Below are 23,496 nucleotides of genomic sequence, written 5' to 3' on the forward strand. Positions count from 1 at the left end.
CGTACCCGGGCGCGCTCGATGTGCGCTAAGCGGCAGGGTGCTCTGTGTGCCGGCTCAGTGCGAAAGCATGACAGCGATTTGCTGCTGGGTGACGAGGGTGCGCGTAACCCCGCCGAACGCCCACTCGCGCAGGCGGCTGTGGCCGTAGGCGCCGGCCACGACCGGGTCGCACGTATGGTCGAGCGCGATGGTGCCCGGCTGTGGCGGGTTGCCGGAGGCCGGCAGCGGTACCGGCTGGGCGCCGACTGCGACACCCACCAAACGGGCATCGAAGCGCTCGCCCAGCCTGGCTGACAGGTGGAGCAATGCAGTATGAGGCTGGCCCAATTGCAGGTGGACGAGGATGGCAGGTAGCTCATGTGATCTCCGGTGCAGGCGCATTGCATGGCAGTGGAGCCGGGGCCTGTCTGCACAGGTGGACGGGACAGTGAGTGGCGGTGAGTGGCAGGCTGGTCTAGGCGAAAGCGAACACTGCCTGTCTCTCTTCGGCCTCGAGCGCCGCAACTTGCGGCGGCGTATGTCGGCGTTCATCGCCGCAGAAGTGAAACGGCGGCAAACCTCCGCTGGTCTGCCACGCGCTTTTCATGGTGACCGGCGCCGATGCGAGTTCGGGCAGCAATGCCGCAGTGGCGTGGCAAACGACGTCGTAGCATTCACAAACATGGTTGAGCAGGGCTGTCCGACTGTGGATCGTGACATGGCCGCGGCGCCAGCTGATGGCGCCGATTTGCTGCAGCCAGCGGGCGGCATCGGTGACGCCCTCCCGGCGCACGCCAATGGTGACGCCGATTTCTTCCTGCGTGATATCCATTTCGTTGCAGGACGAGCGGTCCAGCATTTGCAGCAGGTAACGACACAGCCGTTGTTTGGTGGTGTGGTGGCTGTTGCATGTCGCCAGCTGCGAAACCTGGGTCAGGCGTACCTGCGTGTAGCGCAGCAGCAGGCGTAGCAGGGGACCCTTGTGATAGAACTCTTCCATCAGGCGCGGCGCCCCAAGCCGGAAAGCGTAACCCGGCGCCTGGACCAGCGCGCGCCCGGCCGAGCGTTCGCTGCCCATAAACAGCGATACCCCAAGCATGCCTTCGTTGCCGATGCGGGTGATTTCGGACGTCCCGCCATTTTCAAGCAGGTAGTCGATCGAGATCGTTGCTGTGATCGGGAAGTAAGCGTATGGCATTTTCCCATTGGCTTGATATAGGACGTCGCCGTGGGCCAGCGAGATCAGCTCTAGGAAGGGCGACAGGCGGTGAAACTCGCTGCGATCCAGTTCGGCTAACAGGCGGTTTCTAAGAGGATCCAGTGGATTGAGCATGGTGCAAGTTCTTTCTGGTGACGCAGGTTTCGCAGGTGTTTGTGCAATGCTTGTTGGGTCCGGGCTTGCCATGCTGGCCATGGTGAAAGAAGGCCTGTGCCGATGGTCGCGAGTGTACGTGGACGATAAATCACAAACGATGATCCACATCAAAAGGGCCAGTTCGAATGCCGCAAAGCCCCCATTGCACCTTCTTTTGACCGGGGTGGGCATCCCATGCCGGCGGAGCCTCTGTGCGGAGCCACGCTTAAAAGTCTGGCACTGACTGTTATGGTTGGGCTCTGCCGCCAAAGACATCCGTAACATTGCTGTCGTTCCATTCACGCCATCTGACGTAGTGCCGCCACCATGACCGAGACCAGTATTGATACCGCGCCCCTCAGGGATACGCCTGCCAGTCCGGCAGCGGCAACGCCGCCCGCGCAAGCTGCCCGCTTCGGTGCCTGGACATCGAGGCTGGCCATCGGCGGGCTGCTGCTGACGGTCGCCGCGGCCGGCATCGGTACATGGTATGTCCTGCGCCCGACGGGACCTGGCCCGGGGTTTGTCAGCGGCAATGGCCGCATCGAAGCGACCGAGATCGACGTGGCCACGAAACTGGCTGGCCGGGTCGACAGCATTGCGGTGCACGAGGGCGACTTCGTGCAAGCCGGCCAGATACTGGCAACGATGCGCGACGATACCTTGCTGGCCCAGCGCGATGAAGCCCGGGCCCGCGAGCAACAAGCGACCGACAATGTCGCCGGCATGCAGGCCCAGGTCGCCATGCGTGAGAGCGACGCGGTCGCCACACGCGCCGTGGCGACCCAGCGTGCCAGCGAACTCGATGCAGCGGGCCGCCGCCTGGCCCGCTCGGAAACGCTGGCACGGGCCGGGGCGGCGTCGATCCAGGAACTCGACGATGACCGCGCGCGCATGCATGGCGCGGAAGCGGCGCTGGCGGCGGCAACCGCCCAGGCGGTGGCCGCCAGGGCTGCCATCACGGCAGCTCAGGCGCAAGTCGTGGGCGCGCGCTCGGCCGTTGTCGCCGCGCAGGCCACCACGGCGCGGATCGACGTGGACCTGGCCGACAGCGCCTTGCGTGCGCCCAGCGCCGGCCGGGTGCAGTACCGGGTGGCCGAAGCCGGCGAAGTGCTGCCCGCTGGCGGCAAGGTGCTCAACCTGATCGATGTCAGCGACGTCTATCTCACCTTTTTCCTGCCCGAGGAAGCAGCGGGCCGGATCGCCATTGGCAGCGAGGTGCGGCTGATCCTGGATGCAGCCCCGGGGTATGTATTGCCAGCGACGATTTCGTTCGTGGCGAGCGCGGCCCAGTTCACGCCCAAAACCGTGGAGACCGCCAGCGAGCGGCAAAAGCTGATGTTTCGCGTCAAGGCGCAACTCGGCCGCCAGCTGCTGCGTCAACACATGCAACAGGTCAAGACCGGCGTGCCCGGCGTCGCCTGGGTACGCCTGGACGCTGCTGCGCCATGGCCGGCCGAGCTGGCCTTGAGCGTGTCCCGATGATGCCCGCAAGATCGGGGCCGCCGGTCGTTTGTCTGGCCGGCGTCAGCCTCCGTTTCGGCAAGACCGTGGCGCTCGACCACGTCGACCTGACGCTGCCAGCCGGCTGCATGATCGGCCTGATTGGCCCGGACGGCGTGGGCAAATCGAGCCTGATGTCGCTCATTGCCGGCGCTCGCGCCGTGCAGGAGGGCGTGGTGACGGTGTTGCAAGGCGATATGGCGCGCAAGGCGCATCGCGACGCTGTCTGCCCCCGTATCGCGTACATGCCGCAGGGGCTGGGCAAGAACCTGTATCCGACCCTGTCAGTGGAAGAGAACCTGCAGTTTTTTGCGCGCCTGTTCGGGCATGACAGGGCAGAGCGGCGCCGCCGCATCGATGCTCTCACGACCAGCACCGGCCTGGCGCCATTTCTGCGCCGCCCGGCCGGCAAATTGTCGGGAGGAATGAAGCAGAAGCTCGGTTTGTGCTGCGCCCTGATCCATGACCCCGACCTGCTGATCCTCGACGAACCCACGACCGGCGTCGACCCGCTGGCACGCGCCCAGTTCTGGACGCTGATCGCGTCCATCCGGACCTCGCGGCCCGGCATGAGCGTGCTGGTTGCCACTGCCTATATGGAAGAAGCCGAGCGCTTCGACCTGCTCGTTGCGATGGATGCGGGCCGGGTACTGGCCCACGGGACACCGGCCGCATTGCGCGCCGCCAGTCGCAGCCAGACACTGGAAGACGCGTTCATCGCCTTGCTGCCGGAAGACCGCCGGCGTGGCCACCAGCCGGTGGTGATCACGCCGCTTGCGCCGCAGACGGGCACGGGCCGCGGTGAGTCGCTGGCCATCGAGGCGCGTGGGCTGTCGATGCGCTTCGGCGATTTCACGGCCGTCGACCGGGTCAGCTTCCAGATCCGGCGCGGCGAGATATTCGGCTTTCTCGGTTCGAACGGCTGCGGTAAATCGACGACGATGAAGATGCTCACCGGTCTGCTGCCAGTCAGCGAAGGCACGGCCTTGCTGTTCGGTAAGCCGATGGCGGCGAACGATCTGGCGGCGCGGCAGCAGGTCGGCTACATGTCACAGGCGTTCTCGCTCTACACCGAGCTGACCGTGCGGCAGAATCTGGTGCTGCACGCGCGCCTGTTCGGGATGGCGCCCGAACGTATCGACAGCCGCATCGCGGAGCTGGCCGGGCGCTTCGACCTGACGGCAGTCATGGACGCGTTGCCCGACGCGCTGCCCCTTGGCGTGCGCCAGCGCCTGTCGCTGGCAGTGGCCATCGTGCACGCGCCGCAACTGCTCATCCTCGACGAACCGACCTCCGGTGTCGATCCGATTGCCCGGGACAATTTCTGGCGCCTCATGATCGAGCTGGCGCGCCGCGATGGCGTGACCATCTTCATCTCGACCCATTTCATGAACGAGGCCGCGCGTTGCGACCGCCTGTCGCTGATGCACGCGGGCCGGGTGCTGGTGACGGCGGCGCCCGCCGACCTGCTGCGCGAGCGCGGCACGGCCACACTGGAAGAGGCGTTCATCAGCTATCTGGTGGAAGCCGGCGGCGGCATCGACGCGGCAGAACCGGCCAGCGCCGCGCCTGCGTCTGCACCTGCACCTGCACCTGCACCTGCACCTGCAGCGCCACCCGCAACACACCGGCACCCCTTCAGCCTGAATCGCGCACTGAGCTATATGTGGCGCGAAGCGCTCGAACTGCGCCATGATCCGGTGCGCGCCACACTGGCGCTGGGCGGGTCGCTGCTGTTGCTGTTTGTCATCGGCTACGGCATCAGCCTGGATGTCGAGGACCTCAATTTTGCAGTGCTGGATCGCGATCAGACCGGCCTGTCGCGCAACTACGTACTCAATCTGGCCGGTTCGCGCTACTTCATTGAGCGGCCGCCGCTTGCCGATTACGCCGAACTCGATGCCCGCATGCGCAGCGGCGAACTGGCGCTGGCGCTGGAAATCCCCCCTGGCTTCGCGCGCCGCGCCGCCCGCGGGGCGCCGGTCAGTGTCTCGGCCTGGGTGGACGGGGCCATGCCGCAGCGTGGCGAGACGGCCGAGGGCTACGTGTTCGGCATGCACCAGTTGTGGCTCGCCGAGCAGGCCCGCATGCGGCTCGGTGGCGTCCCTGCCCAGGCCGTGAACATCGCGACGCGCTATCGCTACAACCCGGATGTCAAAAGCCTGCCAGCGATGGTGCCTGCCGTGATTCCGCTGCTGTTGCTGATGCTGCCGGCCATGCTGGCAGCGCTCTCGGTGGTGCGCGAAAAAGAAATGGGCTCAATCCTCAACCTGTACGTGACGCCGGTGACGCGCACTGAATTCTTGCTTGGCAAGCAGGCGCCCTATGTGCTGCTGGGAATGCTGAACTTTTTGCTCATGACACTGCTTGCCGTCACCGTGTTCGGGGTGCCGATCAAGGGCAGTTTTCCAAGCCTGGCGCTGGCGGCGTTTCTCTACGTGCTGTGCGCGACCGGCATCGGCCTGCTGGCGTCGACCTTCACCCGCAGCCAGATCGCCGCAATTTTCCTGACGCTCATCGGCACCATGATCCCTACCATCCAGTTCGCGGGTCTGCTCAATCCAGTCAATTCGATGGAAGGCCTGGGGCGCGTCATCGGCAACGTGTACCCGGCCGCCCACATGCTCTCGATCAGCCGCGGTATCTTCAACAAGGCGCTGGGCTGGCACGACCTGCGCGGCGAGTATCTCGCCCTGCTGCTTGCCGTGCCGGTCATCCTGGGCATGAGTATTTTGCTGCTCAAGAAACAGGAGCACTGAGCATGCCATTCCCGATGCCCCGGTCGGCACGCTTGTCCGCCGTTTATCGGCTCGGTATCAAGGAGCTGTGGAGCCTGCTGCGCGATCCGGTGATGCTGCTGCTGATCGTGTACACCTTCAGTGCCTCGGTCTACGTGGCGGCGACTGCCCAACCCGACACCCTGCACATGGCCGCCATCGCGATCGCCGACGAAGATGCATCTGCGCTGTCAGCCCGGATCGTTGCCGCATTCGCACCGCCCCGGTTCACGACGCCGGCCCTGGTCAATGCCGCTGCCGCCGATGCCGGTCTCGACCGCGGGGCCTACACCTTTTCCCTGGACATCCCTCCCAATTTTCAGCGCGATGTTCTGGCCGGCCGCGCCACCGAGGTGCAACTGAACGTGGACGCCACACGCATGAGCCAGGCATTCAGCGGCAGCGGGTACATCCAGCAGATCGCCGCCGCTGAAATCGCCGAGTTCGTTCAGCACTACCGTGGCGACAGCGTGACGCCCGTGGCACTGGTGACGCGGGCGCGGTTCAACCCCACGCTGTCGCAAGCCTGGTTCGGCAGCGTGATGGAAGTGATCAACAATGTGACGATGCTGTCGGTGATTCTCACCGGCGCAGCGCTGATTCGGGAACGCGAACACGGCACGATCGAGCACTTGCTGGTCATGCCCGTGACGCCGGGCGACATCATGCTGGCGAAAGTCTGGTCGATGGGGCTGGTGGTATTGGTGGCGGCGGCGCTGTCACTGACCTTCATCGTGCGCGGCGCACTGCACGTCCCCGTGCAGGGCTCGGTAACATTGTTCCTGGCGGGCGCCGCGCTGCATCTGTTTGCCACGACGGCGATGGGCATCCTGATGGCCACGCTCGCGCGCAGCATGCCCCAGTTCGGCATGCTGGTGATTCTGGTTCTGTTGCCGCTGCAAATGCTCTCGGGCGGCGTGACGCCGCGCGAGAGCATGCCGCCAGCGGTGCAGCATCTGATGCAACTGGCGCCAACGACGCACTTCGTGTCGATTGGCCAGTCGATCCTCTACCGCGGGGCGGGCATCGACATCGTCTGGCCGCAGTTCCTGGCACTGATTGCGATTGCGACGGTATTGTTCAGCATGTCGATGCTGTTGTTTCGCAGGAGCGTGGCGCAGATGGGCTGATAAGCAGCCGGTTGGCGGGGCTGACGGTGCTGCATTTGTCGGTGGCGGCCGGCGCCTGAACGTCGGCGGCACGGCACTGGTGTAGACTGGCAACTTGTGGTTGATCGGCCGCATCAGACCATCTTTCAGACCAGGACAGCACACGATGAACAGTTTTGCCTCATGGCAGGCACGGGCGGCGGAATACAGCGCCACCAGCAAGCGTGACACCGTGTTGTTTCTGGCGTATGAAGCGGCGTCGGCATCTGAGGCCAGTGCCGCAGGTTTTGAATTGATGGGAACGACCTGGGACGCCAATGGCATCGAGGTCAAGGCGTATAAAGCCAAGCCGCCGGGCATGCCGGAATTCGGGTGTGTCATTTGCGGTAAAAATTCGCAGTACTACCATGGCGTGTATTGCTGCGGAAGGAAACGGGTTCTGATGCTATGAACGCTGCAATCGCAGCATGACGACAATCGCAACGTGACGCGGCGCGGTATCGCGCAAGACGACCACTGATCCAGGCATGGACAAATGAAAAGCCAGACCGGCTGACGCCTCGTCTGGCTTTTTGTTGTCTGGTCGGGGTGAGAGGATTCGAACCTCCGGCCTCTACGTCCCGAACGTAGCGCTCTACCGGGCTAAGCTACACCCCGACGGTTCGGGGTGTACGTACAACCACCCCGGGATGGTCGTAATATAAAATCGCTTAGTGGTTCCTGTCAACGGCAAAGCTGCTCAGTTGCAGCAGGCTGTTCTTGAACAGGCTGTCGGGCAAACCGGCAATCGCTTCCGATGCCCGGCGCGCTGCCTGTTCGGCTTGCGCCCGCGTGTAATCGAGCGCGCCGCTCGACGTCACGGCGGCCAGCACGGCGTCGAATTGTGCTTCGTCGCCTTGCTCGATGCAGCTGCGCACCAGTTCGCGCTGCTCTGGCGTGCCGTGTTCCATCAGCCAGATCAGGGGTAGGGTCGGTTTGCCTTCGCGCAGATCGTCCCCCAGATTTTTGCCGATCTCGGCGGCGTCGCCAGCGTAGTCGAGCACGTCGTCGATCAGCTGGAACGCGGTGCCCAGCGAGCGGCCGTACTCGCCGGCGGCGGCGATCTGGGCGTCGTTCGCGCCGGCGATCAGCGCGCCCAATTCAGCAGCGGCTTCGAACAGCTTGGCGGTCTTGGAGCGGATCACGAGCAGGTAGCTCGCTTCGGTCACGTCCGGGTCGTGCATGTTCAGCAGTTGCAGCACTTCGCCTTCGGCAATCACGTTGGTGGCGTCGGACAGGATCTGCATGATGCGCATGCTGTCGAGGCCCACCATCATCTGGAACGCGCGCGAGTAGAGGAAGTCGCCGACCAGTACCGAGGCGGCGTTGCCGAACAGCGCGTTGGCGGTCTGGCGGCCGCGGCGCATCGACGATTCGTCGACGACGTCGTCATGCAGCAGCGTTGCAGTGTGGATGAATTCGACGACGGCGGCCAGCTCGTGGTGTGCGGTGCCCCGGTAGCCATAGGCATTGGCCAGCAGCAGCACCAGTACTGGACGGATGCGCTTGCCGCCGGCACTGATGATGTACTCGGCGATCTGGTTGACCAGCGTGACTTCGGAATGCAGCCGCTGGCGGATCACCGTGTTGACGGCCTCCATATCGGGCGCGATCGACTGGACGATGGTGTTCTGTTGGGCGTGTTGGGTAGCGGCTGACAAGGCTGACCTGCGTGAGCGTTGGGTTAACTATAAGAGTGAGGCGATTATACGTCATGGGAGGGCGAACCGTCGGGCTGAGAGGGGTACGCTTGCAAGAGAGCGGGCGATGCAGCCATGGATGCCGCCCGATGCCGTGAAGCGATCGCCGAATGGTTTTGACGCACTGCACCGACTTATGTATAATCCTCTGTTCCCCGGCTTAAGATTAGTCCTGCGTGTCAAGCGCAGGTCGACGCGCCGAGGGGTTCTTTTAACATTTGATGAGGTTTCAAATCATGTACGCGGTCATAAAAACCGGTGGCAAGCAATACAAAGTTGTCGCTGGTGAAAAACTTAAAGTAGAACAGATACCGGCAGACATTGGTTCCGAACTCACGATCGATCAGGTCCTCGCCCTTGGCGAAGGCGAAAGCATCAAGTTTGGTGCTCCGCTGGTCGAAGGTGCAACGGTGCTGGTGAAAGTGGTTTCGCAGGGTCGCCACGACAAAGTGCGTATCTTCAAGATGCGTCGTCGTAAGCACTACCAGAAGCGTATGGGCCATCGCCAAAACTTCACCGAAATCCAGATCGTTTCGATCAACGGCTAATCCCCGTTTCCGGTCCCCAGCAACGTCATCCAGGAGTAAATAAATGGCACACAAAAAAGGCGGCGGTACTACCCGCAACGGCCGTGACTCAGAAAGCAAGCGCCTCGGCGTGAAGATCTACGGCGGCCAGGCAGTCAATGCCGGCGGCATCATCATTCGTCAGCGCGGCACCCCAGTGCGCGCCGGCACCAATGTCGGTACGGGCAAGGATCACACCCTGTTCGCGCTGGTCACTGGCACCGTCAAGTTCGTCAAGCAAGGCGTCGGCTCGAAGCAGTTCGTGACCGTCGTTGCTAACGAAGCAGCGGAAGCAGTCGCAGCGTAATAACGCACTCGCGCCGCTTCCGAGCGGCGCTTCTTTGCAAGGCGCAAGCCTTCCATCGAAAGGCTCTGCCCACGGTAGGGCCTTTTTTAGTTTTTAAGCGGTCACAATCATGAAGTTTATCGACGAAGCAAAAATTGAAGTCATCGGAGGCGACGGCGGCAACGGATGCGCCTCGTTCCGGCGCGAAAAGTTCCGCCCATTTGGCGGTCCCGACGGCGGCGATGGCGGCACGGGTAGCTCGATCTTTGTGGTTGCCGACCGCAACGTCAACACGCTGGTCGACTTTCGCTATTCGAAAGTCCACACCGGCAAGCACGGCGAACCGGGCCGCGGCTCGGATTGCTATGGCAAGGGCGCCGAAGACATCTATATGCGCATGCCGGTTGGCACGCTCATCATCGACGATGTCAATGGCGAAATCATTGCCGACCTGACCGAACATGGCCAGACCGAACTGCTCGCCAAAGGCGGCGAGGGCGGCTGGGGCAATATCCACTTTAAAAGTTCGACTAACCGCGCCCCGCGTCAAAAGACCGAAGGCAAGGAAGGCGAGCGTCGCACGTTGCGCCTGGAACTGAAAGTTCTGGCGGACGTGGGCCTGCTGGGCATGCCGAACGCCGGTAAATCGACCTTCATTACCGCCGTCTCGAACGCGCGCCCGAAGATTGCCGATTACCCGTTCACCACCTTGCACCCGAACCTGGGCGTGGTGCGCGTGTCGCACGAAAAGAGCTTCGTCGTGGCCGACATTCCGGGCCTGATCGAAGGCGCCGCTGAAGGTGCGGGCCTGGGTCACCAGTTCCTGCGTCACCTGGCGCGTACCGGCTTGCTGCTGCACATTGTCGACCTGTCGTCGTTCGAAGCGAACATCGATCCGGTCAAGGAAGCCAAGGCCCTGATCAAGGAACTCGAAAAGTACGACGAAGAGCTGCTGAACAAGCCGCGCTGGCTCGTGCTCAACAAGCTCGACGTGCTGGACGAAGCCGAGCGCAAGAAGCGCGTCAAGGACATGATCAAGCGCCTGGCCTGGAAGGGCCCGGTGTTCGAGATTTCGGCGCTGAACCGCGAAGGTTGCCAGGAACTGATCAATGCGATCTACCTGCACTTGGAAGAAAAGCGTCATGCCGAGCACCGCGCCGAAGAAACCGCGATGACCGAAGAAGCGCGCGGGATTTCGTCGATCGATCCGGACGATCCACGCTTCAAGATCCTCGAAGACTGACCCTTGGCCGGCGACGCTTCTCAGACCCTGATCTGGTCGCGCGCTTGGCTGCGTGGCCAGTTGCTTCAGCTGGTCGCGACCGTCAGCTCGCTGGCCTCGCTGGCGGCATTGCTCGATCCCGACCGTATTGCGTCGGCGATGGGCCTGTTTTTGGTTGGCGTAAATGGCTACAGCCAGTTCTACGCCATCTATGTGGGCGTCCGCCTCGCTACCGCGGGGTTGGCGCTGTTGGCGGCCAGGCACGGCGATCAGCCGATCCTGGGCGACTTGACTGCCCTGTTCCTCCTGGCCCAGCCGGCCGGCCGCCTCGCCGCGGCTTTCGCAATCGGCTTGCCCACGGGGGTCTTATTCGCTGTCTGCGTGGTTGAACTGCTGGCAGGACTTTCCCTGCTCGCATTGCGACCGCGGGGAAAATTCCTGTCGCCATGAACTCCGCTCTCCAACAAGCTTCCCGCATCATCGTCAAGGTCGGCTCCTCCCTCGTTACCGACGAGGGCAGGGGGCTGGACCATACCGCCATTGCGCGCTGGGCGTCCCAGATTGCCGCACTGCGCGCTCTTGGCAAGGACGTGGTCCTGGTCAGCTCGGGCGCCATTGCCGAAGGCATGCTGCGCCTGGGCTTCACGAAGCGCCCCACCGACATCCACGAACTGCAGGCGTGCGCCGCCTGTGGCCAGATGGGCCTGGCCCAAATCTATGAAACGAGCTTTCGCGCGCACGGCGTGCAAACGGCCCAGGTGCTGCTCACGCATGCCGACCTGGCCGACCGCGAACGCTACCTGAACGCGCGCTCGACGCTGACCACCTTGCTGCGCCTGAAGGTGGTGCCGATCATCAATGAGAACGATACCGTCGTTACCGACGAGATCAAGTTCGGCGACAACGACACCCTGGGTGCGCTGGTCGCCAACCTGATCGAGGCCGATGCGCTCGTCATCCTGACGGACCAGCCCGGCTTGTACTCGGCCGACCCGCGCAAGAACCCGGATGCGCGCCTGATCGCGCACGCCCAGGCCGGCGACGTGGCACTGGAAAGCATGGCGGGCGGCGCCGGCAGCAGCATCGGCAGTGGCGGCATGCTGACCAAGGTGCTGGCGGCCAAGCGCGCCGCGCGCTCCGGCGCGCATACCGTGATCGCCTGGGGTCGCGAGCCGGATGTCCTCACGCGTCTGGCGGGTGGCGAAGCGATCGGCACGCAGTTGCTGGCCCCGACCGGCCGCCTGACGGCGCGCCGGCAGTGGATGGTCGACCATCTGCATACGAGCGGCGAAGTCGTCATCGACGCCGGTGCCGCAGCCAAGCTCACGCGCGAGGGCAAGTCGCTCTTGCCGATCGGCGTCATCGCTGTAAAAGGCGAGTTCGGCCGTGGCCAGGTGGTCACCTGCGTGGACGAAGCGGGCAAGCCGCTGGCGCGCGGATTGACCAATTATGCGAGCAGCGAAGTGCGGCGCATCATGCGTCATTCGTCGACCGAGATCGAGCGCATCCTGGGCTTCGTCGAAGGGCCTGAGCTCATCCATCGCGACAATATGGTCTTGCTGTAGACAGCGAGCACTAACCAACCGGCTGTTGCGCCAATCTGACGCAAAAGCGGGTTTGTCTCCCAATTCGTCCAAAAATATTGCCGCATAGATTCAAGCGTTACGCTTGGGGATACACTGCGCTTAAGCGCGTCATGCGTATATTCAGGATGTTCACCATGAACTTAAGTCGCAAATTACCACTGGGTTTTGCCGCCGTCACGCTGCTCGTCGCCTGCGCGGGCTTCTTCGGCATGGCGCAGATGAACAGCTCGGTCGATACCTACCGCCAGGCGGTTGCAACCGAAAGCCAGGCGCAGCAGGTGCAGGCCTTGCTGTCCCATTTCCGCAAGCAGGTCCAGGAGTGGAAGAACACGCTGTTGCGTGGGAAACAGGACAGCGAACGCGTCAAGTACTGGAACGCGTTCCAGAAGAACGAGACGGAAGTCGCGCAACAGGTCAAGGCCTTGCTGGACGCCATGCCGGAAGGCGAGGTACGCACGCTGGTGGCGCAGTTCGGCGCGGCGCACGCGACCATGGGCGCGGACTTCCGGCGCGGCTACCAGGATTTCGAAGCGGCCGGTTTCGATGCCGCCGCCGGCGATATCGCGGTCAAGGGCAAGGACCGTGCCCCGGCCGAACTGCTGGTGCAGGCCGAGGAAAAGATGTCAGCCGTCAGCCTTGCCAGCGTGGCACAGGCCGATGCGGTCGGCAAGCGGGCCACGCTGCTCAGCTATGGCCTGATGCTGCTGGGCGCCGTGGTGGCCGTCATTGCCGGTGTCCTGGTGTCGCGTTCGATCACGCGGCCGCTCGATGAGGCGGTCGAAGCAGCGCGCAGCGTCGCGGCGGGCGACCTGCGTACCGCGATCACGGTGCGCAGCAACGATGAAACGGGGCAGCTCTTGATGGCGTTGAAGGAGATGTCGGCCAGCCTGCAGCGCATCGTGCTCGAAGTGCGTGGTGGGGCCGAGACCATTGCGGTGGCGTCCGGCGAAATCGCGCAGGGCAACCTTGACCTGTCGGCGCGTACCGAGCGTCAGGCCGGCGCGCTGGAAGAGACGGCGTCGTCGATGGAAGAATTGACCTCGACCGTCATCCAGAATGCCGATAATGCGCGCCAGGCCAGCGTGCTGGCCGTGTCGGCCTGCGATGTGGCGGTCAAGGGCGGCAAGGTCGTCGAGCAGGTGGTGGGCACGATGGCGTCGATCAGCGCGTCGTCGCGCAAGATCACCGACATCATCGGCGTCATCGACGGCATTGCGTTCCAGACCAATATCCTGGCCCTCAACGCGGCGGTCGAAGCGGCGCGCGCTGGCGAGCAGGGCCGTGGCTTTGCCGTCGTGGCTGGCGAAGTGCGCACCCTCGCGCAGCGTTCGGCGACAGCGGCAAAAGAAATCAAGGACCTGATCGGCGAATCGGTGGCCTGTGTGGAAACGGGCGACCGGCTGGCCGGCGAAGCGGGCGTGACGATGGGCGAGATCCTGGCCAGCGTGCGCGGCGTGATGGACATCATCACCGAGATCAGCGCCGCCAGCAGCGAGCAGAGCCAGGGCATCTCGCAGGTCAACCAGGCCGTCACTGAAATGGATGTCACGACCCAGCAGAATGCGGCGCTGGTCGAGCAGGCCGCCGCCGCAGCGCAGTCGCTGCGCGAGCAGACGGTGGCGCTGACGGAAGTGGTCAGCGTGTTCAAGGTCGAAGAGCCGAGCGGCGCCGTGGCACCGCCCCGTACCAAACTGGCACTGGCTGCTTGACACGAACCGGGCGCGCGGTAAGATGCCCGCGCGCCCGTAGTGCCGGGATGGGCCCGGCAACCGGTGGCGCACCTTGTGAGCCACCATCCGATGACGCCACTTTCACCTTCCGCCGTGGTCCAGGCGCAGCTCGACGCCTACAATGCCAAAGACCTCGATGCACTGATGGCCACCTATGCGCCGGATGCGGCGCAGTTCGCGCTGCATGGCGACCTGCTGGCGCGCGGCCACGAACAGATCCGGCCGCGCTACGAACAGCGTTTCTTGGAACCGGATCTGCAGGCCCGGCTGCTGTCGCGCACGGTATTGGGCAACTTCGTCACCGACCTCGAGATCGTGACCCGCAATTTTCCGGACGGGCAGGGCACGGTCGAGATGCTGTGCGTCTACGAAGTGGTGGACGGGCACATCGTGCGCGCCTCGTTCGCGACTGGCGAGATCCGGATTTAACTTGCCGCAGGGATTGCGGCCTCGGCTGCCGTGGCCGCAGCAACAGCAGCTGGCTCGAGTACACCAGCTGGTGCCGGTGTCTTGTCCCTGAACTCGCACAGGTCGGCAATCAGGCAGTTCCAGCATTTCGGCTTGCGTGCCACGCAGGTGTAGCGCCCGTGCAGGATCAGCCAGTGGTGGGCGTCGTGCAGGAATTCCTTCGGCACGAACTTCAGCAGCTTTTGTTCGACGATGTCGACATTCTTGCCCGGCGCGATCTTCGTGCGGTTCGAGACGCGGAAGATGTGCGTGTCGACCGCCATCGTCGGTTCGCCAAAGGCCGTGTTGAGCACGACGTTCGCTGTCTTGCGGCCCACGCCCGGCAAGGCCTCGAGCGCTTCGCGCACGGGTGGCACTTCGCCGCCATGCTGCTCGACCAGAATCTGGCAGGTGGCGATCACGTTCTTGGCCTTCGTGTTGTACAGGCCAATGGTCGCGATATAGGTCTTGAGCTCATCGATGCCCAGGTCGAGGATCGCCTGCGGCGTGTTCGCCACCGGGAACAAGCGGCGCATGGCCTTGTTCACGCCAACGTCGGTCGACTGGGCCGACAGCAGGACCGCGATCAGCAATTCGAACGGCGTCGAAAATTCGAGCTCGGTGGTGGGCGTCGGGTTGGCGGCGCGAAAGCGCGTAAAAATTTCGTGGCGTTTGGCGGAATTCATGCAGGTCAGGTCGGGTCGGTATTGCCGGCGGCCTTCAGGCGCGCGCGTTCCATGGCGGCGGCGATGATCGCGCGCTTGCGCTCTTTTTCGGCCAGCTCTTCGGGGGTATTGGTCGCTTCGGCAGTGACTTCACGCATTTTCTGGACGGCCTTGGCGGCCAGCCGCGCGTCGTTCTCGTCGCGTTCGCGGCGCAGGCGCGCTTCGCGGAAGTCGTGGCGGCTGCGCGCCGCATCGGCGGCCGGCTGGCTCCAGGCATCCCAGCCGGTGCGCTCGCCCGTGACCGGCACCATCGCGATGCAATCGACCGGGCAGGGCGCCACGCACAGGTCGCAGCCGGTGCACAGGCTCGGCAGGATCGTGTGCATCTGCTTGGCTGCGCCCAGGATCGCATCGACGGGACACGCCTGGATGCACAGCGTGCAACCAATACACAGTGCCTCGTCGATGAAGGCCACCGGACGTGGACGCTCGAGCCCGTTGGCCGGATTGATCGGAATCACGGTGCGGCCTGTGGCAGCGGCCAGGCGGCGCACGCCTTCCATGCCGCCGGGCGGGCACTGGTTGATGTCGGCTTCGCCGCTGGCGATCGCTTCCGCATACGGACGGCACGCGGGATAGCCGCACTTGGTGCACTGGGTCTGCGGCAGCAGGTCTTCGAGCTGGTCGGCGAGGGGTTTGGTCACGGTGTGGCGGATCTGGTAAAGCCGACATTATCCGCCAAAATGCCGGGCGCTGCGGTGAAACCCGGCGCGCCGGCATGGCGTGGAAACGGGTAGAGCACGTGCGTGGTCAATCGAACAGAGGTGTGGACCGTAACCTGCTGTACTATAAACCGATCCACCGACGAGGACTGACATGAACGAATTGATCGCCCCGTTGCTGTTTGCTGCCATTTTCTCCGCAGGCGACAACCTGCACACGCGCAACACCAAGGACACTCATGCCACGGCGCCGCCCGAGCAGACCGAGGTGCTGGCGCTGCCGTCCCTGTACCGCAGCGTGGAATCCAGCGGCGAGTTGCGCCGTGGCGAGCGCTTACCTGCACGCTATCAGGCGGCCCAGTACGTGGTCGAGGACTGGCGCAAGCTGCGCCTGACCAAGCCACCGCGCGGGCATCAGTGGGTGCAGGCCGATCGCAGCTTCGCGCTGGTGGCCATCGCCACCGGCCGGGTGGAGCAGGTGGTGCTGGGGCGCTGAGCGTCTCGGCAGCACAAAAAAAATGCCATGGCGCTTGCCATGGCATTGTTCATTCAGCGGTCGCTTATTTGTTGTCGCGGATGAATTCGGTGATCTTCGGACACACGATCTCGCGCCAGCGACGGCCCGAGAAGATGCCGTAGTGGCCGGCTTTCTCGACGACAAACGCGTGTTTCATCTCTGCCGGCACGCCACTGCACAGATCATGCGCAGCGCTGGTCTGGCCGATGCCCGAAATATCGTCCAGCTCGCCTTCGACGGTGAGCAGTGCCACCGTTTTGATGTCCTGCGGGCGCACCAGGTTGCCGCCGACGTTCCACGTGCCTTTTGGCAGGCTGAAGTCCTGGAACACGGTCTTGATCGTGTCGAGGTAGTACTCGGCCGGCATGTCGAGCACGGCGTTGTATTCGTCGTAGAACTGGCGGTGCGATTCGGCCGAATCGTCGTCGCCCTGCACCAGGTGCTGGTAGAACTCGCGGTGGCTCTGGGCATGGCGGCCCGGGTTCATCGCGATGAAGCCGGCGTGCTGCAGGAAGCCCGGATAGACCTTGCGGCCGAAGCCCGGGTAGTTGCCCGGCACGGAATAAATCACGGTGTTCTCGAACCACGAGAACGGCTTTTCGACCGCCAGGTCATTGACGGCGGTGGGCGATTTGCGCGGATCGATCGGGCCGCCCATCATCGTCATCGTCTTCGGCAGCTTGGCGTCGTTCTCGCTTGCCATCAGCGCGATCGCGGCCAGTACCGGCACGGTCGGCTGGCACACGGAAATCACGTGCACGTCCGGGCCCAGATGACGGATGAAGTCCTGGACATAGAAGATGTAATTGTCGAGGTGGAACGGGCCATCGGACAGCGGCACCATGCGCGCGTCGGTCCAGTCGGTGACGAACACGTCATGGTCGACCAGCAGCGCCTTGACCGTATCGCGCAGTAGCGTGGCATGGTGGCCGGACAGCGGCGCGACGAGCAGCACGGTCGGCTGGGCGAGGGCGGCGATCCCGGCGTCGGGCAAGTCCTTCTTGAAGTGCAGCAGGCTGCAGAAGGGCTTTTCGAGCACGATTTCTTCGACGATGCCGACTTCTTCGCCCTTGATCGTGGTGGTCTTCAAGCCGAATGCCGGCTTCTGGTATTCCTTGCCCAGGCGATACATCAGCTCGTATCCGGCAGCGATCCGCTGCGAAAACGGGGTATGTGCAAATGGCGAGACGGGATTGGAAAACATCTTCGACGACGCCTCAGCCCACTGCATGAGTGGGGTCAGGAAGGAGCGTTGCATTTCGTGCAATTGGTAAAGCATAAATAAATCCTTCTATTAACTGCGCGCGCCGCAAAAGATTTGCGTTGAAGCTTCAACGATTATAGGGGATTTGCTTTTGGCTTGTGGAAACCTGAGCGGACCTGACGCTGAAGCATGCTGCACTTGTAGCATATTTACCCGTGCGCGCTTCGTTGGGCATCCCACATAAAACAAAACGCCCCGCGATGCGGGGCGTTTTAACGGGACATTGTCGTTGCGATGTTACTGAACGACTGTGACCGGCTGTTTAGTCGAAGACTGGCGTCTCGACGCCCAGGATCTTGTGCAGCTTTGGCGACGTGGTCGTGTACTGCATGTGGATCTTCTTGTCCGGGAAGATGTAGGGCGCAGCGCCGAACGCAGCCAGTGCCGCTTCGTGGAAGCCCGACAGGATCAGCTTTTTCTTGCCCGGATAGGTGTTGATGTCGCCGACCGCGAAGATGCCCGGGACATTCGTCTCGAACTTCTCGGTGTCGACCACTTTGAGCTGCTTGCGCTCGATGTCCAGGCCCCATTCGGCGATCGGGCCCAGCTTTGGCGACAGGCCGAAGAACACCAGCAGCATGTCCAGCGGGACGCGGCGGGTGACGCCGTCGGCGCCCGTGACCTTCACTTCGGTCAGCTTGCCGTCTTTTTCATCGAAGCCGGTGACCTGGCCGGTGATCAGCTGCATTTCGTATTCGTCGCACAGTGCCTTCATCTTGGCGACCGAGCTCGGCGCCGCGCGGAAGTCGTCACGGCGGTGCACCAGCACCACGGACTCTGCCTTGCCGACGAAGTTCAGTGCCCAGTCGAGCGCCGAGTCGCCGCCGCCGCAGATGACGATGTTCTTGCCGTCGAAACGTGCCGGATCCTTGACACGGTAGAACAGCTGTTCGTTTTCGAACTTGTCGATCGCGTCGACCTTGATCGTGCGCGCCTGGAACGAACCGACGCCGGCAGCGATGAAGATGGTCTTGGTGATGAACTGGGTACCGGTCGACGTCTCGACATTGAACCGGTTGTCTTCACGGCGCTGCACGCCGGTGACTTCCTGGCCCAGGTGGAACGTTGGCTCGAACGGCTCGATCTGCTTGAGCAGGTTGTCGGTCAGTTCCTGGCCCGTGCAGACCGGCACGGCCGGAATGTCATAGATCGGTTTGTCCGGGTACAGTTCCACGCACTGGCCGCCGACAGCTGGCAGCGAATCGATGACGTGGGCCTTGATTTCGAGCAGGCCCAGTTCGAAGACCTGGAACAGGCCGACCGGACCGGCGCCGATGATGACGGCATCGGTCTCGATGGCGCCGGCGAACGAACTGTTGGGAGCGATGCTGCCCGCTTCGTGGGTGGCACTGATAGTCATGCGCTTAAATCCTGTGATGTTTGAATGGTGAGGCGAGGGCGGCCGGAGCCGCCACGCATAACGCCCCCGGGACCGGCGCCGGCGCACAAGGGCCGGCGCAACGGCGACCTGACCGCCCGATCAGCGAACCAGTTGGTCGAGTTTGTCCGTGACGTCTTTCCACTTGTCAGCCTCTGGCAGGGCGGCTTTCGTCTTGGTAATCGACGGCCAGAAGCGCGACAGATCGGCATTGATCTTGATGAACTGCTGTTGATCGCCGGGCACGTCTTCTTCGGCAAAGATTGCATTCACGGGGCACTCGGCGACGCACACGGCGCAGTCGATGCACTCGTCGGGATCGATGGCGAGGAAATTCGGGCCTTCCCGGAAACAATCTACCGGGCATACATCGACGCAGTCGGTGTAACGACAGCTGATGCACGATTCGGTGACAACGTGGGTCATAACAGTCCTATCAGTTGGTGGGGTGTCGCATTGCCGGGCGCACGAGGGCCGGCCGGACAAGACAAAGCACTGTATTTTAGGGCAATTCGGGTTTTCTCACAAACTCGCTTATATACACAATGGACATAAGCAAATGACGAGCGGTACCGCACGGGCGTGCGGTTCGCGCACGCGTGCGGGCGTCAGGCAGCCTGGCGCAACTGTACCAGCAGATTATGCCATTCGCTGCCGCCGATGGCGGTGCGTGTGCTGATGCTCACGCTCATGCTCACGCGCGCAGTGACGCGTCGGCTTCCAGGTCGGCTGGGGAAGTGGGCAGTGTGGGCAGTGTGGGCAGGTTGAGGCCGACCGGACCGGCGTTGCCGGGTTGGGTAGGCCAGCGGGCAACGACGCAGGTAGTGTCTTTGTATTCGGGCAATTGCATGGTGCCGCAGCAGGCGTGCCGGTCTTGCCTGGCGCCAGGGGCATCGCACACGCAGGCCGCCAGCGGCGCGCCGGGCAGGTACACGTCTTCGGTTGCGCCGGCGGGCGATTTGCCGGTCTCGACCACTTCGCGCCGGCTGAACTGGTTGCGGATGAAACCGCCATACGATTCGGGCTTGCCGTCAGCCGCGACCACCTGCAGCATGCCGTTGACGACGTCGGCGAACGTGGCGGCGGTATCGGGCGCGCCGATCAGGGCGCGCAGCAGCACGCCGCCCAGGTAGGCCGCCACCCGGTGCAGCACGGCCGCGTCGTCTTCGCGCTCGGGGTTGCGTTCATGGGCGAACAGATCGGCCAGCACGTCGTACACGGCCCCCGTAAACACTTGGGAAATGGCGTGCACCTGGGTGCCCACCTGGCTCAGGCGCAGGTCGTTGTCGGCATTGCGCAAGCCGTTGCGGTTGCCCAGCGCCAGCCCGAACTGCTCGGCGACGTCGGTGAGGAAGGATTTGTCGTGCAGATTGGCCTTGGTCTGGGCGACGATGGCTTCGCACTGGTCGAACTGCGACAAGGCCAGAAAGACGGCAGTGAGGTCGCCGAACGATTCGTGCAGGCCGCCCGTCTGGGGCGGGGCGTCGGCCTGCAGCCAGCGTGGCTTGATGCCGTCGAGGATCGCGTGGGCAGTCTCGTGCGAGACGATATCGAACGAGCGACAGGTAAACACGCGCTCGGCGCTGCCAGCAGGGACGAAATCGCCAAACTTCAGGCAGCCCTGGGTGCGGCTGTAGAACGCGTTCATGATATCGGGCAGGCCGTGCGGGAAGACGCGCAGCGGGCTGCTGTCGATACTGCTGTTCCATTGCCATGGCAGCGGCATGGCGACGCTGGCCGCTGCCAGCACGCGCTGGTACATGGTCAGGGTCTGGCGCACCACGGCATAGGTGTGCACGGCGTCGAACTGGGGTGTGTCGGCCTGGGTGACGAAGTCGCCAGAGGGGTTCGGTTCGACCTGGTCGATGCCGGGCACGCCGGGCGCGATGCGGGCGTCGCGCGGGCCGGCCAGCACGGCGCCAGGCAGATACGCCGTGCGGGTGCCGATGACGCCCACTGACGGGTCTTGCTTCCACATCAGCACGCGGGCGCCGAAGGCTTGCGGCAGTGGCTCGGCATCGACGGGCGGGCCGGGATCGGGTTCGGCGGTGGCGGCAGCGCCGTCGACCAGGCGCGCCATGCGGCCAGGTTGACGGGCCCGTGCACCGTGCGGCGCCTCGTGGGGTTGCTGGGGGTGCATTTCCATGACGGCTCCTCGCGTAATGACGGCGTTCGCTTCATGGTCGCCCGCCATGACGGGCACGCTTTGCGACGCGTCAATTGCGGCGTCACGAATGCATCAGTTCTAGCGAACTCTGGCATACGACCGCGTCAACTGGCATCATGGCGGATTGTTCGCAATATTTAGGAAGGAATGTCCCGATGGCGGAAATCAGCATCGTCCAGCAACACACCCTGAGCCCGGCTGCGGCGCGCACGGCGGCCGAGCAAGTGGCGCAGCGTATTGCGACCGAATATGGACTGGCATGCCAGTGGGATGGCGACGTGCTGCGCTTCGAGCGCAGTGGCGTGGAGGGGGCATTGACGCTGGAAGACCAGCAGGCGGCGATGCGGATCAACCTGGGATTCTTGATGGGCGCCTTCGCGCCGGCCATCGAGGCCAAGGTGGCGGAGAAGATGCGCAAGACCTTCGCCGCCTAGTACACTACTACAGCGATGCCTTGAATCAGCCTTTCAGCTCTTCGATCAGATCGATGTATTGCTGCTGGGCTTCTTCTTGCGACGTGCCGGCCAGACCGGCCCAGGCGTCGAACTTGGCGCGTGCCACGAAATCGGTCATGCCCGGACGCTCGCCGGTCGCGTCGCCGCTCGAACCCTGCTTGTACAGCGCATAGATCTTCAGCAAGGTCATATTGTCCGGACGCTCCGACAGATTCTTCGAATCGAGCTGGGCCTGGGTGAATTGTTCTTGGACGCTCATGGAAACTCCTGTGATGGTGGGTTGCGGTCTTGTCGCTCGGACAAGGCGGCAGGCATCTTAGCGCAGGAGGCGGGGACGACCCGGGGATTGCGACGTACTTTAGAGGGGAAGTTCAAATGCGCTGGAGCGCCTGCCATACGCCGCCCGAGGGGCGGTGCATGGCAGTGAAGCGATGCTGCGGCTTAGACAGCCAGCAGGTCGACGTCGAAGATCAGGGTGGCGTTTGGCGGAATGACACCGCCGGCGCCGCGCGCGCCATAGCCCAGGGCTGCAGGGATGGTCAGGCGACGCGAGCCGCCGATTTTCATGCCTTGCACGCCTTCGTCCCAGCCGCGGATGACCTGGCCGGCGCCGAGTGCGAACTCGAACGGATCGCCACGGTCTTTGCTCGAATCGAACTTGGCGCCGAGGCTGCCGTCGTCGTTGCGCAGCCAGCCGGTGTAGTGCACGGTGACGTGCTGGCCAGCCTTGGCTTCGTCGCCGGTGCCGGTGACGAGTTCTTCGTATTGCAGGCCAGAATCGGTAGTGATGGTGGACATGGTCTTCCTTGTTGTTCAGATTGAATGACGATTGTAGTGCATGGGTCGGGAAACCGCCATTGTCCGGGCCAGCCGTGCGCCCGTTGCAGCCCGGCGCGCTCCCGTAGAATGTGCGCTTGACCTTCCCAACTGGAGTAGCCATGCCGCATGCCGACAGCGCGACCGTGATTCCGAGGACCGCCCCGATGAAGGGCGTCCTGCTTGCCTGGCGGCGCGCGCTGCGCTCGCAGTTCAGTGGGCGCATGCTGCTGCTCTCGCTGGTCCCGTTGCTGCTGTCGCTCTCGCTGTGGGGCGTGGCGATGTGGCTGGGCCTGCAGCCGCTGCTCGACTGGCTGCACGGGCTGTTTACCGACTACGGCGGCTTTGATGCGAGTAACAGCATGCTGGGCATGCTCGGTCTGGGTATGCTCAAGGTCATGGTTGTGCCGTTGCTGGCGATTGCCTTGCTGCTGCCTCTGATGATTGCCTCGAGCCTGCTGTTCATGGGTATCGTGGCGATGCCGGCCATCGAGCGTCATGTAAGCGGCCGTCACTTCCCCGCGCTGGACAAGAAAGAGGGCGGCTCGTTCGTCGGCAGCCTGGCCATCAACGTCGGTAGTACGGCCGTGTTCGCGCTGCTGTGGCTCTTCACGCTGCCGCTGTATGCCATACCGCCGCTGGCCTGGCTGGTGCAGGCCGGCCTGTGGGCCTGGGTCACGTCGCGCGTGATGAGTTACGACGCACTGGCCGCGCACGCCAGCGGGGCCGAGCGCCAGGTGCTGATGCGCACCTGCCGTCCGGCGCTGCTGACGATCGGCCTGGTCTCGGGCCTGGCCGGCGCGCTGCCCGGCATCGCGTGGATGGGCGGGGCGGTGATCTCGGTCGTGCTGTTTCCGGTGCTGGCGCTCGTGTCACTGTGGCTGTACATCATGCTTTTTCTGTTTGCCGGGCTCTGGTTCCAGTATTACTGCCTGCAGGCACTGGCAGAGCTACGCGCGCAGCACCTTCCAGCACATCCCGGCGCCGGCGCTTCCATTTAAATCAGCGGTGCGCTGTGCACCGGCACGATGTCGGGCGCGTTAACTGCCAGCGTCAACCGTGCGTACGACGCTTGATGCGTTGCTGCCAACAGTCGTGACGCACGGGCATCGCTTGCGGTCATGCCATTTAACCAACCCGTTGTTTTTTTGCGAAAATATTCCGGTATAGGCCGATTTGTTAAACGGTATCTCGCGTCTATCTTATTGATGTGG

General features: G+C 63.6%; 25 protein-coding genes and 1 tRNA gene. 14 read left to right on the top strand and 12 right to left on the bottom strand.

The features are described 5' to 3' along the window. Positions 1 to 54: 54 nt before the first annotated feature. Complete coding sequence (locus AC1MGT_RS16775; RefSeq protein WP_499501131.1) at positions 55 to 306, bottom strand: hypothetical protein; 252 nt, start codon at positions 304 to 306, stop codon at positions 55 to 57. 148 nt (positions 307 to 454) lie between these two features. After that, positions 455 to 1,312, bottom strand: a complete 858-nt coding sequence (locus AC1MGT_RS16780; RefSeq protein ID WP_499501132.1) for a Crp/Fnr family transcriptional regulator — start codon at positions 1,310 to 1,312, stop codon at positions 455 to 457. Positions 1,313 to 1,660: 348 nt separating this feature from the next. Here AC1MGT_RS16780 and AC1MGT_RS16785 point away from each other — a divergent pair, with 348 nt between their 5' ends. The 4 genes from AC1MGT_RS16785 (at position 1,661) to AC1MGT_RS16800 (ending at position 7,173) form a co-directional block, all read left to right on the top strand. Continuing rightward, positions 1,661 to 2,818 carry an HlyD family secretion protein gene (locus AC1MGT_RS16785; RefSeq protein ID WP_499501133.1) on the top strand — a complete coding sequence of 386 codons (1,158 nt, stop codon included), beginning with the start codon at positions 1,661 to 1,663 and terminating at the stop codon, positions 2,816 to 2,818. Beyond that, a complete protein-coding gene (gene rbbA / locus AC1MGT_RS16790; protein WP_499501134.1) occupies positions 2,815 to 5,595 on the top strand; it encodes a ribosome-associated ATPase/putative transporter RbbA in 2,781 nt (926 codons plus the stop codon). The genes AC1MGT_RS16785 and rbbA overlap by 4 nt, the downstream gene beginning before the upstream one ends. 2 nt (positions 5,596 to 5,597) lie before the next feature. Beyond that, entirely contained in the window at positions 5,598 to 6,743 is a 1,146-nt protein-coding gene (locus AC1MGT_RS16795) for an ABC transporter permease (protein ID WP_499501135.1), read from the top strand. Between the two features lie 145 nt (positions 6,744 to 6,888). Further along, positions 6,889 to 7,173: a hypothetical protein gene (locus AC1MGT_RS16800; RefSeq protein WP_499501136.1), complete on the top strand. Its 285-nt coding sequence runs from the start codon at positions 6,889 to 6,891 to the stop codon at positions 7,171 to 7,173. Between the two features lie 129 nt (positions 7,174 to 7,302). Here AC1MGT_RS16800 and AC1MGT_RS16805 read toward each other — a convergent pair. After that, positions 7,303 to 7,379, bottom strand: a tRNA-Pro gene (locus AC1MGT_RS16805). Between the two features lie 53 nt (positions 7,380 to 7,432). Beyond that, the gene (ispB, locus tag AC1MGT_RS16810) at positions 7,433 to 8,422 is read right to left on the bottom strand and encodes an octaprenyl diphosphate synthase (RefSeq protein ID WP_332530217.1); all 990 of its coding nucleotides are present in this window, start codon (positions 8,420 to 8,422) and stop codon (positions 7,433 to 7,435) included. Between the two features lie 275 nt (positions 8,423 to 8,697). On the opposite strand from ispB, the gene rplU reads away from it, so the two are divergent. From rplU to AC1MGT_RS16845, 7 genes are all read left to right on the top strand, one after another. Then, positions 8,698 to 9,009 (top strand): 50S ribosomal protein L21, encoded by a 312-nt coding sequence (gene rplU, locus AC1MGT_RS16815; RefSeq protein ID WP_183549341.1) that lies wholly within the window; start codon positions 8,698 to 8,700, stop codon positions 9,007 to 9,009. A gap of 43 nt (positions 9,010 to 9,052) precedes the next feature. Beyond that, positions 9,053 to 9,334, top strand: a complete 282-nt coding sequence (gene rpmA / locus AC1MGT_RS16820) for a 50S ribosomal protein L27 (protein ID WP_332530218.1) — start codon at positions 9,053 to 9,055, stop codon at positions 9,332 to 9,334. A 109-nt stretch (positions 9,335 to 9,443) separates the two neighbouring features. Next, positions 9,444 to 10,556: an Obg family GTPase CgtA gene (gene cgtA / locus AC1MGT_RS16825; RefSeq protein ID WP_183549345.1), complete on the top strand. Its 1,113-nt coding sequence runs from the start codon at positions 9,444 to 9,446 to the stop codon at positions 10,554 to 10,556. 3 nt (positions 10,557 to 10,559) lie between these two features. Further along, positions 10,560 to 10,985 (top strand): hypothetical protein, encoded by a 426-nt coding sequence (locus tag AC1MGT_RS16830; RefSeq protein ID WP_499501137.1) that lies wholly within the window; start codon positions 10,560 to 10,562, stop codon positions 10,983 to 10,985. Further along, a complete protein-coding gene (gene proB / locus AC1MGT_RS16835) occupies positions 10,982 to 12,100 on the top strand; it encodes a glutamate 5-kinase (protein ID WP_183549347.1) in 1,119 nt (372 codons plus the stop codon). The genes AC1MGT_RS16830 and proB overlap by 4 nt, the downstream gene beginning before the upstream one ends. Before the next feature lie 155 nt (positions 12,101 to 12,255). Beyond that, positions 12,256 to 13,830 (top strand): methyl-accepting chemotaxis protein, encoded by a 1,575-nt coding sequence (locus AC1MGT_RS16840; RefSeq protein ID WP_499501138.1) that lies wholly within the window; start codon positions 12,256 to 12,258, stop codon positions 13,828 to 13,830. 90 nt (positions 13,831 to 13,920) lie between these two features. Further along, a complete protein-coding gene (locus AC1MGT_RS16845) occupies positions 13,921 to 14,280 on the top strand; it encodes a nuclear transport factor 2 family protein (protein ID WP_499501139.1) in 360 nt (119 codons plus the stop codon). On the opposite strand, the gene nth is transcribed toward AC1MGT_RS16845, so the two are convergent. Next, positions 14,277 to 14,984 carry an endonuclease III gene (gene nth, locus AC1MGT_RS16850; protein WP_499501140.1) on the bottom strand — a complete coding sequence of 236 codons (708 nt, stop codon included), beginning with the start codon at positions 14,982 to 14,984 and terminating at the stop codon, positions 14,277 to 14,279. The two genes, AC1MGT_RS16845 and nth, sit on opposite strands and share 4 nt — an antisense overlap. Before the next feature lie 5 nt (positions 14,985 to 14,989). Further along, positions 14,990 to 15,667, bottom strand: coding sequence for an electron transport complex subunit RsxB (gene rsxB / locus AC1MGT_RS16855; protein WP_499501141.1), 678 nt, complete (start codon positions 15,665 to 15,667; stop codon positions 14,990 to 14,992). A gap of 172 nt (positions 15,668 to 15,839) precedes the next feature. Between rsxB and AC1MGT_RS16860 the strand changes: the two genes are divergently transcribed. After that, complete coding sequence (locus tag AC1MGT_RS16860; RefSeq protein WP_499501142.1) at positions 15,840 to 16,181, top strand: RcnB family protein; 342 nt, start codon at positions 15,840 to 15,842, stop codon at positions 16,179 to 16,181. A gap of 64 nt (positions 16,182 to 16,245) precedes the next feature. On the opposite strand, the gene AC1MGT_RS16865 is transcribed toward AC1MGT_RS16860, so the two are convergent. From AC1MGT_RS16865 to AC1MGT_RS16880, 4 genes are all read right to left on the bottom strand, one after another. Continuing rightward, entirely contained in the window at positions 16,246 to 17,481 is a 1,236-nt protein-coding gene (locus AC1MGT_RS16865; RefSeq protein WP_499501143.1) for a polyhydroxyalkanoate depolymerase, read from the bottom strand. Positions 17,482 to 17,728: 247 nt separating this feature from the next. After that, entirely contained in the window at positions 17,729 to 18,826 is a 1,098-nt protein-coding gene (locus AC1MGT_RS16870) for an NAD(P)/FAD-dependent oxidoreductase (RefSeq protein WP_258836386.1), read from the bottom strand. A 120-nt stretch (positions 18,827 to 18,946) separates the two neighbouring features. Beyond that, entirely contained in the window at positions 18,947 to 19,270 is a 324-nt protein-coding gene (fdxA, locus tag AC1MGT_RS16875) for a ferredoxin FdxA (protein WP_183549368.1), read from the bottom strand. A 268-nt stretch (positions 19,271 to 19,538) separates the two neighbouring features. Continuing rightward, a complete protein-coding gene (locus tag AC1MGT_RS16880; RefSeq protein ID WP_499501144.1) occupies positions 19,539 to 20,990 on the bottom strand; it encodes a hypothetical protein in 1,452 nt (483 codons plus the stop codon). 176 nt (positions 20,991 to 21,166) lie between these two features. Here AC1MGT_RS16880 and AC1MGT_RS16885 point away from each other — a divergent pair, with 176 nt between their 5' ends. Further along, a complete protein-coding gene (locus tag AC1MGT_RS16885; RefSeq protein WP_183549374.1) occupies positions 21,167 to 21,445 on the top strand; it encodes a polyhydroxyalkanoic acid system family protein in 279 nt (92 codons plus the stop codon). Between the two features lie 25 nt (positions 21,446 to 21,470). On the opposite strand, the gene AC1MGT_RS16890 is transcribed toward AC1MGT_RS16885, so the two are convergent. Both AC1MGT_RS16890 and AC1MGT_RS16895 read right to left on the bottom strand, forming a co-directional pair. Next, complete coding sequence (locus AC1MGT_RS16890) at positions 21,471 to 21,725, bottom strand: acyl-CoA-binding protein (protein ID WP_183549378.1); 255 nt, start codon at positions 21,723 to 21,725, stop codon at positions 21,471 to 21,473. Positions 21,726 to 21,907: 182 nt separating this feature from the next. Continuing rightward, positions 21,908 to 22,264 (bottom strand): FKBP-type peptidyl-prolyl cis-trans isomerase, encoded by a 357-nt coding sequence (locus tag AC1MGT_RS16895; RefSeq protein ID WP_183549381.1) that lies wholly within the window; start codon positions 22,262 to 22,264, stop codon positions 21,908 to 21,910. Positions 22,265 to 22,404: 140 nt separating this feature from the next. Between AC1MGT_RS16895 and AC1MGT_RS16900 the strand changes: the two genes are divergently transcribed. Beyond that, positions 22,405 to 23,283 carry an EI24 domain-containing protein gene (locus AC1MGT_RS16900; protein ID WP_499501145.1) on the top strand — a complete coding sequence of 293 codons (879 nt, stop codon included), beginning with the start codon at positions 22,405 to 22,407 and terminating at the stop codon, positions 23,281 to 23,283. Positions 23,284 to 23,496 lie beyond the last annotated feature (213 nt).

The sequence above is a fragment of the Telluria sp. BA11 genome, assembly GCF_056680305.1.